Here is a 12,751-nt window from a genome sequence, read left to right as displayed (position 1 = left end):
CCCCATCGCTCACCGAACGACGTGAGCGAGACGACATGACGCAGGCACAGCTCGCGCGGGGGACATCGCCCCTGCTCGCGGTTCGCGACGTCAGCGTCGTGTTCGGCGGCATCATCGCGCTCAACGGCGTGTCCTTCGACATGCACAAGGGCCAGATCCTTGGGCTCATCGGCCCCAACGGCGCCGGCAAGACCACGCTCTTCAATTGCCTTTCGCGGCTGTATCAGCCGTCGTCCGGCGACATCCTGCTGGACGGCGTCAGCATCCTGTCGCGGCCGCCGCACCGGATCGCCGAGATCGGCATCGGCCGCACCTTCCAGAACGTGGCGCTGTTCCCGAATTTGTCGGTGATGGACAACGTCCGCGTCGGCGCGCATTCGAAGACCTCGAGCGACATCATCAGCGACTCCCTGAGGCTTGCCTGGGTCCGGCGCAGCGAAACCAGCGTCAACAAGAAGGTGCACGAGATCCTCGCCTATCTCGACCTCGAGGACGTCGCCCACACCATCGTCTCCGGCCTGCCCTTCGGTACGCAGAAGCGGGTCGAGCTGGCGCGCGCGCTCGCGGCCGATCCGAAGATCCTGCTGCTCGACGAGCCTGCCGGCGGCCTCAACCACGAGGAAGTCTACGTGCTCGGAGCTCTCATCCGCCGCATTCGCGACGAGCGCCACATGACCGTGCTCCTGGTCGAGCACCACATGGGCCTCGTGATGTCGATCGCCGACCACGTCGTCGCGCTGAATTTCGGCAAGAAGCTCGCGGAGGGGACGCCCGCCCAGGTGCAGGCCGACCCCGACGTCATCAAGGCGTATCTCGGGAGCAAGGACCAATGACGACACTGCTCAACGTCAAGGACCTGCGCGCCTATTACGGTCAGGTCCAGGCACTCCATGGCCTGTCCTTCTCGCTCAACGAGGGCTCGCTCGTGACGCTGCTCGGTGCCAACGGCGCCGGCAAGACCACGACGCTGCGCGCGATCTGCAACATGGTGCGCTCGACCGGAGCGATCGAGTTCGAGGGCAAGCCTCTGAACAACCGCTCGACCGAAAGCATCGTGCGGTTCGGCATCGCCCACGTGCCGCAGGGCCGCGGCACCTTCACCACCATGACGGTGGAGGAGAACCTGCAGTTAGGGGCCATCACCCGCAAGGACAGCGCCGGCATTGTCTCCGACATCGAGCGCATGTACGCCCACTTCCCGGTGCTGAAGCAGCGGCACACCCAGGTGGCCGGCACGCTGTCCGGCGGCGAGCAGCAGATGCTCGCGGTTGCCCGCGCCCTGATGCTGCGGCCCCGGCTGATGCTGCTCGACGAGCCGTCCTTCGGCCTCGCGCCGCTGGTGGTGCGCGATCTGTTCGGCATCCTCGGCAAGATCAACCGCGAGGACAAGGTGTCGATCCTGGTGGTCGAACAGAACGCCCAGCTGGCGCTCGAACTCGCCGACCAGGCCTATGTGATCGAGACCGGCCGCATCGTGATGTCGGGTAAGGCCAAGGACATCGCGAACAACGAAGAAATCCGCAAATCCTATCTGGGCTACTGAGGGAGCGGATGATGGCAATGAATTATACGCGCATTCGCTTCACCTCTCCCCGGAGGGGAGAGGTCGACTTGCGCAGCAAATCGGGTGAGGGGCCGCAGCTTCACCGTGAGACCGTAACCCCTCACCCGCGCCTTCGGCGCGACCTCTCACTTAGGGAGAGGTGGACCTCCAACGCCGTTGCAGTTCAAACCCAATCGGGCAAGTTTTAGGGAGCCGGGACAATGGAACTGTTCACCAACCAGGTCCTGGCCGGCATCGCCACGGGCGCGATCTACGCCTGCATGGCGCTCGCCGTGGTCATGATCTACCAGGCCATCGACCATCTCAATTTCGCGCAAGGCGAGATGGCGATGTTCTCGACCTTCATCTCCTGGCAGCTGATGCAGTGGGGCGTGTCCTATTGGGCGGCCTTCCTGATGACGCTGGCATTCTCCTTCGTCGCCGGCATCGCGATCGAGCGCATCCTGTTCAAGCCGCTCGCGAAGGCGCCGGTGCTGACCAACGTCGCCGGCTTCATCGCGCTGTTTGCGATCATCAATTCCTCGGCGGGCCTGATCTGGGACTTCACGATCAAGCAGTATCCGACCCCGTTCGGCTCCGCACCGTTCCTGGGCAGCCAGCTGATCTCGACGCACCAGGCCGGCATGATCGGCGTCACCGTGGCGCTGCTGCTCGCGCTCTACTTCTTCTTCCAATACACGCGGATCGGACTTGCGATGCGTGCCGCAGCGTCGGTACCTGAATCGGCCCGCCTCGTCGGCATCAACACGAGCTGGATGATTGCCCTCGGCTGGGGCATGGCGACCGCGATCGGCGCCATCGCCGGCATGCTGATCGCCCCTGTCGTGTTCCTCGAGCCCAACATGATGGGCGGCGTGCTGATCTACGGCTTCGCCGCGGCAGTGCTCGGCGGATTGAGCAGCCCGTTCGGCGCCGTGGTCGGCGGCTTCCTGGTCGGCGTGTTCGAGAACCTCGCCGGCACCTACATCCCCGGCGTCGGCAACGAGCTGAAACTCCCGATCGCGCTCGCGCTGATCATTTCCGTCCTGGTCGTCAAACCCGCCGGCCTGTTCGGCCGGCAAATCGTCAAGCGAGTTTGATCATGAGCGCAGCAGAAGAAGTCGTTGCCGAGGGCCACGAGGCGGTCGAGGCGGTTCCGAAGCGGGCCATGACGCTGGGCACCGGCACCTCGCTGGTGGTGCTGTTGGCGCTGTTGATCGTGCCGATGTTCGTCAAGAACTTCATCATCTTCCAGATGACGATGCTCCTGATCTACGGGCTCGCGGTGCTGGCGCTGAACATCCTGACCGGCGGCTCCGGCCAGTTCTCGCTCGGCCAGAGCGCGTTCTACGCCGTCGGCGCCTATACCTCGGCGGTCCTGATGGAGCATGCCAACGTCAACTATGCGCTGACCATTCCGATTTCCGCCGCGATCTGCTTCGGATTCGGCTACCTGTTCGGCAAGCCAGCGCTGCGGCTGTCGGGCATCTATCTCGCGCTCGCGACATTCGCGCTCGCGACCGCGATGCCGCAGCTGCTCAAGCTGAACTTCCTCGAGCACTGGACCGGCGGCGTGCAGGGCCTCGTCGTCACCAAGCCGGACGCACCGTTCGGCCTGCCGATGTCGCAGGACATGTGGCTGTACTATTTCACGCTCGCGGTGACGGTCGCGATCTACATCTTCTCGGTGAACCTGCTGCGCTCCCGCTCGGGCCGCGCCTTCATGGCGATCCGCGACAACGAGATTGCGGCCTCCTCCATGGGCGTCAACGTCGCGCTCTACAAGACGCTGGCTTTCGGGGTGTCCGCCGGCATCACCGGCGTCGCCGGCTCGCTTGGCGCCATCGCCGTGCAATTCGTCGCGCCCGACAGCTACACCATCACGCTCGCGATCTCGCTGTTCCTCGGCATGGTGGTCGGCGGCGTCGGCTGGCTGCCCGGCTCGTTCGTCGGTGCGGCCTTCATCATCTTCGTGCCGAACATGGCGGAAAGCATCTCCAAGGGCCTCTCCGGCGCGGTGTTCGGCGTGCTGTTGTTCCTCGTCATCTACCTCGTGCCGCATGGCGCAAGGCAGGTCGCGGTCCTGGGCCAGCAACTCGTCGGCAAGCTCAGGAAGAACTGAAAACTCTCAAGGACTGTTGTTTAACCAAGGAGACTCAATTGCTTTTCGGAAGAACACTGCGAGCCGCCGCGCTGGTCACGGCAACGGCGGCCGTCACCCTTACCTCCGGCGCTGCACTCGCCCAAAAGAAATACGACACCGGCGCGTCCGATACCGAGATCAAGATCGGCAACATCATGCCGTACAGCGGTCCGGCCTCGGCCTATGGCATCATCGGCAAGACCGAAGAGGCCTATTTCAGGATGGTCAACGACAAGGGCGGCATCAACGGTCGCAAGATCAACTTCGTAACCTATGACGACGGCTATTCGCCGCCGAAGGCCGTCGAGCAGGTCCGCAAGCTGGTCGAGAGCGACGAGGTGCTGGCCGTCTTCAACCCGCTCGGCACGCCCTCGAACACGGCGATCCAGAAATACCTCAACGCCAAGAAGATCCCGCAGCTGTTCGTCGCCACCGGCGCGACCAAGTGGAACGATCCGAAGAATTTCCCCTGGACCATGGGCTGGCAGCCCTCCTACCAGAGCGAAGCGCACATCTACGCCAAGTGGCTGATGAAGGAGAAGCCGGACGCCAAGATCGCGATCCTCTATCAGAACGACGATTTCGGCAAAGACTACCTCAAGGGCACCAAGGACGGTCTCGGCGCGAAGGCCTCGTCCATGATCATCATGGAAGAGAGCTACGAGGTCTCCGAGCCGTCGATCGACGGTCACATCGTCAAGATCAAGGCGGCCAATCCCGACGTGCTCCTGATCTACACCACGCCGAAGTTCGCGGCCCAGACCATCAAGAAGACCGCCGAGCTCAGCTGGAAGCCGCTCCAGATCCTCACCAACGTGTCGATCTCGGTTGGCAGCGTGATGAAGCCGGCCGGCTTCGAAAACGCGCAGGGCGTGTTGTCGGCAGCCTATGCCAAGGACTCCACCGACCCGCAATGGGCCAACGATCCCGGCATGAAGAGGTGGAACGAGTTCGTCGACAAGTACATGCCGGGTGCCGACAAGTCCGACACCAGCATGGTCTATGGCTACGGCGCCGCGTCGACCCTGGCCAAGGTGCTGGAAATGTGCGGTGACGATCTCACCCGCGCCAACCTCATGAAGCAGGCCGCGAGCCTGAAGGACTTCACGCCGGATACCATGCTGCCCGGCGTCAAGATCAACACCAGCGCCACCGACTTCGCCCCGATTGCGCAGCTTCAGATGATGCGCTTCAAGGGCGAGAAGTGGGAACTGTTCGGCGAGATCATCAGCGGCGATATCGCCTCCGAGTGACACGCTGACGCGATCATCCAACGTAAACAGCCCCCGCGGGCGACCGCGGGGGCTTCTTGTTGACGGCCGGCGCCAATCTTGTTCAATGCGACCGATCCGCCCCGAGGAAGGAGAACAATGGTCGCCGTTCGTTTCCAGGTTGCGTCCCTCTGGGTCGCGCTCGCCTTGTGCACTGCAACGAGCAGCGAGGTGCTGGCGCAGAAGAAATACGACAACGGCGCTTCCGATACCGAGATCAAGATCGGTAACATCATGCCCTATAGCGGGCCGGCCTCCGCCTATGCCGCGATTGGCAAGACCGAGGAAGCTTATTTCAACAAGATCAACGCCGAGGGCGGCATCAATGGCCGCAAGATCAAGTTCATCTCCTATGACGACGCCTATTCGCCGCCGAAGACGGTCGAGCAGGCGCGCAAGCTGGTCGAGAGCGACGGGGTGCTGCTGATTTTCGGCTCGCTCGGCACCTCCACCAATAGCGCCATCCGCAAATACATGAACGAGAAGAAGGTGCCGCAATTGTTCGTGGCGAGCGGCGCGTCGAAATGGAACGATCCCAGGCAATATCCCTGGACCATGGGCTGGCAGCCGAACTACGCGAGCGAGGCGCGCATCTATGCCAAATACCTCATGAAGGAGAAGCCGAACGGAAAGATCGGTGTGCTCTACCAGAACGACGATTTCGGCAAGGACTATCTGAACGGGCTGAAAGAGGGCCTCGGCGCCAAGGCCTCGATGATCGTGCTGGAAGAGCCCTACAGCACCTCGGAGCCGGCGATCGACGAGCACGTGGTCAAACTAAAAGCCTCCGGCGCTGACGTCTTCATCAGCATCACCACACCGAAATTCACGGCGCAGGGCATCAAAAAGGCGGCGGAGATCAACTGGCATCCGGTCCACATCATCTCGAACGTCTCGGCTTCGGTCGGCGGCGTGCTCGAACCGGCCGGGCTCGAGATCTCGCAAGGCATCCTGTCGGCGAGCTACACCAAGGACGGCTCCGATCCGCAGTGGAATGCCGATGACGGCATGAAGAAATTCTACAACTTCCTCGCCCAGTATGACCCCAAGGCCAACAAGCTCGATGCCGGCGTCGTGTTCGGCTATGCCGCCGCGCAGACCATGGTGAAGGTGCTGCAGATGTGCGGCGACGATCTCACCCGCGAGAACGTCATAAAGCAGGCCGCCAGCCTGAAGGACTTCGAACCCGATACGCTCTTGCCCGGCATCAAGATCAATACCGCGCCGGACGATTTCGCTCCGATCGAACAGCTCCAGATGATGCGGTTCAAGGGTCGGAAATGGGAGCTGTTCGGCGACGTCATCTCGAGCCACGTCGGCCACTGATCGCCGCGACGGTTCAATTCAGGATAGCCGCTTCTTCTGAAAGCAACTCCAGCGGCGGATTGGCGGCACGAAATCTCACGCGCCGGAATATTCCAGGATCGTCTTCGACGAGAATCGTCCGCCCCGCGACGCTTATGCGGGGGCGTTCTTCTTGCTGACGGCCGTGGATAGGTATTGAATGTGCGGTGGAGCGAGGAGCAACCATCGCCCCCAACAAGAACAATCGACACATTCAAACCTTCCTAGGGAGATCAAGATGCCTGCAATGCATGTGCGATTGGGGGCCTTTTCGGCTGCCCTCGTGCTGGCTGCCGCCCTTTCCACGACGGCGTCCGCGCAGAAGAAATACGATACCGGCGCATCCGACACCGAAATCAAGATCGGCAACATCATGCCCTACAGCGGACCCGCCTCCGCCTACGGCGTGATCGGCAAGACCGAGGAGGCCTATTTCCGCAAGATCAACGCAGAAGGCGGCATCAACGGCCGCAAGATCAATTTCATCACCTATGACGACACCTACTCGCCGCCCAAAACGGTGGAACAGGCGCGCAAGCTCGTCGAAAGCGACGAGGTGCTGTTGATCTTCAACTCGCTGGGCACGCCGCCGAACTCGGCGATCCAGAAATACATGAACTCGAAGAAGGTGCCGCAGCTCTTCGTCGCCACCGGCGCCACCAAGTGGAACGATCCGCAGAACTTCCCGTGGACGATGGGCTGGCAGCCCAACTACCAGATCGAGTCGATCATCTATGCCAAATACATCCTGAAGAACCATCCGAACGCCAAGATCGCCGTGCTCTACCAGAACGACGACTACGGCAAGGACTATCTGAAAGGATTCAAGGACGGGCTCGGCGCCAAGGCCGCCTCGATGATCGTCATTGAGGACAGCTACGAAGTCTCCGAGCCAACCATTGATTCCCACATCGTGAAGATGAAGGCGACGGGCGCGGATATCTTCTTCAACGTCACCACGCCGAAATTCGCGGCGCAGGCCATCAAGAAGAACGCCGAGATCGGCTGGAAGCCGCTGCATTTCCTCAACAACGTCTCGGGCTCGATCGGCAGCGTGATCAAGCCGGCCGGCTTCGAGAACGCCCAGGACATCATCTCGTCGCAATATTTCAAGGATCCGACCGACGCGCAGTGGAAGAACGACAAGGCGATGATTGGCTGGAACGAATTCCTGGATAAGTACTATCCGGAAGCGAACCGCGCCGACGCCTCGGTGATGTACGGCTACATCGTGGCCCAGGGTCTCGTTCACGTGCTCAAGGCCTGCGGTGACAATCTGACCCGCGAGAACGTCATGAAGCAGGCCGCCAGCATCAAGGAGTTCGAGCCGGCCGGCCTGCTGCCGGGCATCAAGGTCAACACGTCGGCCTCCGATTTCGCGCCGCTCTCGCAGCTGCAATTGATCCGCTTCAAGGGCGAGCATTGGGAGCGATTTGGCGAGATCTTGAGCGGCGACGTCGGCGGCTAACCTTAACCAGATGCTCAAGATGTAGCCAAATCGACTAAAGACGCAGCCCCTGCGGTCTTGCCGCAGGGGCTTTTCCTTGAAGCATTCGCGCAAATCGTATTGAATTGCGGTCGCGTCGCCAAAAAACGAGACAAGAAAAGGGACGCACACACCAAGAAGAATAGGGAGATTGGAATGCCTGCTGTCACCGGCAAACTTGCGGCCGCGTCATTGGCTCTCGCGCTCATTGCGGCTTCGACCTCAACTGCATCGGCCCAGAAGAAATACGATACCGGCGCGACCGACACCGAGATCAAGATCGGCAACATCATGCCCTACAGCGGACCGGCGTCCGCCTACGGCATCATCGGGCGCACCGAAGCCGCCTATTTCAAGAAAATCAACGACGAAGGCGGCATCAACGGCCGCAAGATCAATTTCATCTCCTACGACGACGCGTACTCACCGCCGAAGACGGTGGAGCAGGCCCGCAAGCTGGTCGAGAGCGACGAGGTGCTGTTCATCTTCAACTCGCTCGGCACGCCGCCGAACTCGGCGATCCAGAAATACATGAACTCGAAGAAGGTGCCGCAGCTGTTCGTCGCCACCGGCGCCACCAAGTGGAACGATCCGCAGAACTTCCCCTGGACCATGGGCTGGCAGCCCAACTACCAGAGCGAGACGCAGATCTACGCCAAATACATCCTGAAGGAGCTGCCCAACGCCAAGATCGGCGTGCTCTATCAGAACGACGATTACGGCAAGGACTACCTGAAGGGCCTGAAGGACGGCCTCGGCGCCAAGGCCGCGAGCATGATCGTGCTGGAGGAAAGCTACGAGACGTCGGAGCCGACCATCGACAATCACATCGTCAAGCTGAAGGCGACCGGCGCCGACGTCTTCATCAACATCACCACGCCGAAATTCGCGGCGCAGGCGATCAAGAAGAATGCCGAGATCGGCTGGAAACCGATCCACTTCCTCAACAACGTCTCGGCCTCGGTCGGGAGCGTGATCAAGCCGGCCGGCTTCGAGAACGCGCAAGGCATCATTTCGGCGGCCTATCTGAAGGACACCACCGACGCGCAATGGGCCAACGACCCCGGCATGAAGGCGTTCCTCGACTTCATGACGAAGTACTTTCCCGAAGGCGACAAGACCGACGGCGGCACGATCGTCGGCTACGGCGTCGCGCAGACGCTGGTCCAGGTGCTGAAGAACTGCGGCGACGACCTCACGCGCGCGAACGTCATGAAGCAGGCCGCGAGCCTGAAGGACTTCCGCACCGAAGCGCTGCTGCCCGGCATCAAGATCAACACGTCGGCGACCGATTTCGCCCCGATCAGCTCGCTGCAGCTGCAACGCTTCAAGGGCGAGCGATGGGAGCTGTTCGGCGACGTGATCAATGCGGAAGCCGGCGGCTAACTGACGCCTGAAAGGCACGACGGAAAATCCCCTGCGCCGGTCGCGCAGGGGGTTTCTGCTTGCGCGGCGGTCCTGATCACGCGATTGCACAATCGAATGATGGCGGAGGCCGCTTACGCTTTGGCGCACGATGCGGTAGGCAGTTGACCGGCGACCTCATCGCCGCCACTTCAGTCTGCCGAAGGCCATCGTCATGACCGACCGACGTCCCCTGCTCCGCGCGCTCTACGACGCCGCCGTTGCCGCCGCCCATCCGAATACGATTCTGGCGCCGCATCTGCGCCCCGCGCCGAGGGGACGCGTGATCTGCCTTGCCGCGGGCAAGGGCGCAGGCGCGATGGCCGCGGCGGCCGAGCGGCATTATCTCGACGCGCTCGGACTCCCGCCGGAACGGCTGGTCGGCATCGCCACCACGCGCCACGGCTACGGCGTGCCGACCCGCCGCATCCGCATGGTCGAGGCCGGGCATCCCGTGCCTGACGAAGCCGGCTTGAAGGGCGCCGCCGACACGCTCGCGCTGGCGGGCGAGGCCGGGCCTGACGATCTGCTCCTGGTGCTGCTCACCGGCGGCGGCTCGGCCAACTGGATCGCGCCGGCGAATGGCGTCAGCTTCGCGCAGAAGCAGGCGGTCAACAAGGCGCTGCTGCGCTCGGGCGCGCCGATCGGCGAGATGAATGTCGTGCGCAAGCACCTCTCGCGCATCAAGGGAGGGCGGCTGGCGCGCGCCGGCAGGAACGCCGCCGAGATCGTCACGCTCGCGATCTCAGACGTGCCGCATGACGACCCCTCCGCAATCGCGTCCGGCCCCACCGTGCCGGACCCGACGACGCTTAAGGATGCGCGCGCGATCGTGGCCAAGTACAAGCTCGACGTCGACGATGCGGTGCGCCGCGCGCTCGACGATCCCGCCAACGAGAGCTGCAAACCGGGTGACGCTGCCTTCGGGCGCGCGACTTTCGAGCTGATCGCGCGGCCCAAGCAGTCGCTCGACGCCGCGGTGACGATGGCGCGCGCCGCCGGTTACGAGACCATCGATCTCGGCGCCGATCTCGAAGGCGAGGCGCGCGAGGTCGCCGCCGATCACGCCAGGCTGGCGCTCGAGGCACGCGCGCAAGGCAAGCGCATCGCCATCCTCTCCGGCGGCGAGCTCACGGTCACCGTGCGTGGCCAGGGACGCGGCGGACCGAACCAGGAATACGCGCTGGCGCTCGCCGCCCTGTTGCAGGACACCGCCGGCATCTCGGCGCTCGCCGGCGACACCGACGGCGCCGACGGCGGCGCCGGCAATCCCACCGACCCCGCCGGCGCGCTGATCGACGCGGCAACGTTCGCAAGGATGAAGGCGCAGGGACTGCAACCGCAGGCCTATCTCGACAACAACGACGCGACCTCGTTCTTCGAGGCCACGGGGGATCTGCTCCAGCCGGGGCCGACGCTGACCAACGTGAACGACATCAGGGTGATCCTGGTGGATTGAGGCACGCCCCGCTCGATGCCATCGAATCCACGGCTCTCGCAGTGACGGAGTGTGTAGGTGCGGCCTACCGCTTGACGCTGACGTGCTCCAGCAGCGCCAGCAGGCCCTTCAACAAGTCCGTCGGCGACGGCGGGCAGCCCTTGATGTGCAAATCCACCGGAACGATCTCGGACACGCCGCCGACGCAGGCGTAGCTGCCTCTGAAAATGCCGCCATCGATCGCACAGCCGCCGACCGCGACGACCCATTTCGGATCGGGCGTCGCGTTGTAGGTCCGCTCCAGCGCCTGTCGCATGTTCTTCGTCACCGGGCCCGTGACCAGCAGCACGTCGGCATGGCGCGGCGAAGCGACGAAGCGCAGGCCGAAACGTTCGATGTCGTAGAAGGCGTTGGACAGCGCATGGATCTCAAGCTCGCAGCCGTTGCAGGACCCGGCATCGACCTCGCGAATGGCAAGAGAACGCCCGAGCCGGGCCTGGGCAGCACGGTCGACCTTCGCTGCAAGCTCGGCCAGCGCCGAACCGTCCGGCGCCGGCGCCGGCTCCGTCAGCGAGCCATGGGTGAGGCTTTCGAGCAGGGTCTTGCGCATGGCTCAGAGGTCCACGCCAGAATAGGAACAGTTGAACGATTTATTGCAGAGCGGAAAGTCGGCAATGATGTTGCCCTCGATTGCGGTTTCCAGCAGCGGCCACTGGAACCACGACGCGTCGCGCAGGTGGCAGCGTTCGACGCGCAGCTCACCATCGAGCCGCAGCCAGACCAGAACGTCGCCGCGGAAGGCTTCCGTCAGCGCCAGGCCTTCGCATGCGCCGCGCCCCGCCGGCGGCGCGCTGCTGATCTCGCCCGGCTCCATCAGGTCGAGGATCTGCGCAATCAGCTCGACGCTCTGCTCGACCTCGCGGATGCGGATCCAGACCCGTGCGTTGACATCGCCGGCTTCCAGCACCGGCACCTCGAACGACAATTGATCGTAGGGCGCGTAGGCAAGCGTGCGTCGTGCATCGAAATTGCGGCCCGAGGCGCGGCCGACATAGCCGCCGGCGCCGAACTGCCGCGCATAGCCCGCCTTCACGATGCCCGTGGTGACGGTGCGGTCCTGCAAGGATGCGGTGTTGTCGTAGAGCTCGATCAGGCGCGGGAATACCTTCTTGATTTCAGCAAGCAGCGTTCGTAGCGCCGGGATACCGTCCGGCGCGATGTCGCGCGCCAAGCCACCGGGCACGACGACGTCCATCATCAGGCGATGGCCGAACGCAGCATCCGCAGCGCGCAGGGTCCGCTCGCGCAAAATGCCGGTCTGGGCGTGCATCAGCGCGAACGACGCATCGTTGCAGATCGCCCCGATGTCACCGAAATGATTGGCGAGCCGCTCCAGTTCCGCCATCAGCGCCCGCAAGTACGTCGCGCGCCGCGGCACCTCGATGTCGAGCGCGGCTTCCGCCGCGCGGGCAAAGGCGAAAGCGTAGGCCACCGCGCTGTCGCCGGAGGTGCGGTTGGCGAGCTTTGCCGCGGCCTCGAGGCTCGCGCCCTGCATCAGCGACTCGATGCCCTTGTGGGTGTAGCCGAGCCGCTGCTCCAGCCGCACCACATGTTCGCCATTGGCGGTGAAGCGGAAATGGCCGGGCTCGATGATCCCGGCATGGACCGGGCCGACCGCCACCTGGTGCAACGCCTCGCCCTCGGCCGGCAGGAACTGGTATGGCCGCACGTCGCGCGATGCGTTGCGGCCCGAGAGCGGATAGGATTGGCCCCAGGCATCGTGATCGAGCCACGGCCGCAGATCGTGCGCAACGGTCGGAACAAGCCCGAACAGATCATGGATAATCCGCTCCAGCCGAAGCGCCGGCGGATGACGGTTGGCGATGCTTGGAAATGTGCCGGCCGTACACGCGTAGGTCACGACCGCGATCTCGGCCGAGCCTCCATCGAGCATCGCCATATGCACCGCGGTCGGCTCGCCCCATAAGCCGAGCAGTGTGAGGCCCCCCTCGACCAGCCGATCGATCGCCGCCTGCCAGCCCGCCTCCGTCACGACCGCGCGCGGCCAGGGCCGGTGCGACGGCACCGCATTGACATGGGGGATGCTGTCGAGGATGCCCAT

11 protein-coding genes are annotated in these 12,751 nt (G+C 63.5%); 9 read left to right on the top strand and 2 right to left on the bottom strand.

Annotated features, from left to right (window positions below):
* The first annotated feature begins 35 nt into the window (after window positions 1-35).
* The 9 genes from EDE08_RS28045 (at window position 36) to EDE08_RS28005 (ending at window position 10,650) form a co-directional block, all read left to right on the top strand.
* Entirely contained in the window at window positions 36-833 is a 798-nt protein-coding gene (locus tag EDE08_RS28045; RefSeq protein WP_061881012.1) for an ABC transporter ATP-binding protein, read from the top strand.
* Entirely contained in the window at window positions 830-1,543 is a 714-nt protein-coding gene (locus EDE08_RS28040; protein WP_025033919.1) for an ABC transporter ATP-binding protein, read from the top strand. Before EDE08_RS28045 ends, EDE08_RS28040 begins: the two co-directional genes overlap by 4 nt.
* 221 nt (window positions 1,544-1,764) lie before the next feature.
* On the top strand, window positions 1,765-2,643 hold the full coding sequence (locus EDE08_RS28035; protein ID WP_131871995.1) for a branched-chain amino acid ABC transporter permease: 879 nt from the start codon (window positions 1,765-1,767) through the stop codon (window positions 2,641-2,643).
* 2 nt (window positions 2,644-2,645) lie between these two features.
* Window positions 2,646-3,665 carry a branched-chain amino acid ABC transporter permease gene (locus EDE08_RS28030; RefSeq protein WP_131871996.1) on the top strand — a complete coding sequence of 340 codons (1,020 nt, stop codon included), beginning with the start codon at window positions 2,646-2,648 and terminating at the stop codon, window positions 3,663-3,665.
* A 38-nt stretch (window positions 3,666-3,703) separates the two neighbouring features.
* The gene (locus tag EDE08_RS28025; protein WP_131871997.1) at window positions 3,704-4,939 is read left to right on the top strand and encodes an ABC transporter substrate-binding protein; all 1,236 of its coding nucleotides are present in this window, start codon (window positions 3,704-3,706) and stop codon (window positions 4,937-4,939) included.
* A 117-nt stretch (window positions 4,940-5,056) separates the two neighbouring features.
* Window positions 5,057-6,283, top strand: coding sequence for an ABC transporter substrate-binding protein (locus EDE08_RS28020; protein WP_131871998.1), 1,227 nt, complete (start codon window positions 5,057-5,059; stop codon window positions 6,281-6,283).
* A 256-nt stretch (window positions 6,284-6,539) separates the two neighbouring features.
* On the top strand, window positions 6,540-7,769 hold the full coding sequence (locus EDE08_RS28015; protein ID WP_131871999.1) for an ABC transporter substrate-binding protein: 1,230 nt from the start codon (window positions 6,540-6,542) through the stop codon (window positions 7,767-7,769).
* 174 nt (window positions 7,770-7,943) lie between these two features.
* Complete coding sequence (locus EDE08_RS28010) at window positions 7,944-9,173, top strand: ABC transporter substrate-binding protein (protein WP_131872000.1); 1,230 nt, start codon at window positions 7,944-7,946, stop codon at window positions 9,171-9,173.
* A 193-nt stretch (window positions 9,174-9,366) separates the two neighbouring features.
* The gene (locus EDE08_RS28005; RefSeq protein WP_131872001.1) at window positions 9,367-10,650 is read left to right on the top strand and encodes a glycerate kinase type-2 family protein; all 1,284 of its coding nucleotides are present in this window, start codon (window positions 9,367-9,369) and stop codon (window positions 10,648-10,650) included.
* A gap of 64 nt (window positions 10,651-10,714) precedes the next feature.
* Here the strand turns inward: EDE08_RS28005 and EDE08_RS28000 are convergent, their stop codons facing one another.
* Together EDE08_RS28000 and EDE08_RS27995 are read right to left on the bottom strand one after the other, a co-directional pair.
* Window positions 10,715-11,239 carry an NADH-quinone oxidoreductase subunit B family protein gene (locus EDE08_RS28000; protein ID WP_131872002.1) on the bottom strand — a complete coding sequence of 175 codons (525 nt, stop codon included), beginning with the start codon at window positions 11,237-11,239 and terminating at the stop codon, window positions 10,715-10,717.
* Window positions 11,240-11,242: 3 nt separating this feature from the next.
* A complete protein-coding gene (locus EDE08_RS27995; protein ID WP_131872003.1) occupies window positions 11,243-12,751 on the bottom strand; it encodes a hydrogenase large subunit in 1,509 nt (502 codons plus the stop codon).

Source organism: Bradyrhizobium sp. R2.2-H (assembly GCF_004346455.1).
Classification (GTDB): domain Bacteria; phylum Pseudomonadota; class Alphaproteobacteria; order Rhizobiales; family Xanthobacteraceae; genus Bradyrhizobium; species Bradyrhizobium diversitatis.
Note: the sequence above shows the minus strand (reverse complement) of the source record. Positions and strands in the feature narration are given on the sequence as shown.

Coding starts and splice junctions, on each gene's coding strand:
- EDE08_RS28045 (WP_061881012.1), top strand. CDS start 36: ATGACGCAGGCACAGCTCGCGCGGGGGACATCGCCCCTGCTCGCGGTT.
- EDE08_RS28040 (WP_025033919.1), top strand. CDS start 830: ATGACGACACTGCTCAACGTCAAGGACCTGCGCGCCTATTACGGTCAG.
- EDE08_RS28035 (WP_131871995.1), top strand. CDS start 1,765: ATGGAACTGTTCACCAACCAGGTCCTGGCCGGCATCGCCACGGGCGCG.
- EDE08_RS28030 (WP_131871996.1), top strand. CDS start 2,646: ATGAGCGCAGCAGAAGAAGTCGTTGCCGAGGGCCACGAGGCGGTCGAG.
- EDE08_RS28020 (WP_131871998.1), top strand. CDS start 5,057: ATGGTCGCCGTTCGTTTCCAGGTTGCGTCCCTCTGGGTCGCGCTCGCC.
- EDE08_RS28015 (WP_131871999.1), top strand. CDS start 6,540: ATGCCTGCAATGCATGTGCGATTGGGGGCCTTTTCGGCTGCCCTCGTG.
- EDE08_RS28010 (WP_131872000.1), top strand. CDS start 7,944: ATGCCTGCTGTCACCGGCAAACTTGCGGCCGCGTCATTGGCTCTCGCG.
- EDE08_RS28005 (WP_131872001.1), top strand. CDS start 9,367: ATGACCGACCGACGTCCCCTGCTCCGCGCGCTCTACGACGCCGCCGTT.
- EDE08_RS28000 (WP_131872002.1), bottom strand. CDS start 11,239: ATGCGCAAGACCCTGCTCGAAAGCCTCACCCATGGCTCGCTGACGGAG.
- EDE08_RS27995 (WP_131872003.1), bottom strand. CDS start 12,751: ATGGGCATCCTCGACAGCATCCCCCATGTCAATGCGGTGCCGTCGCAC.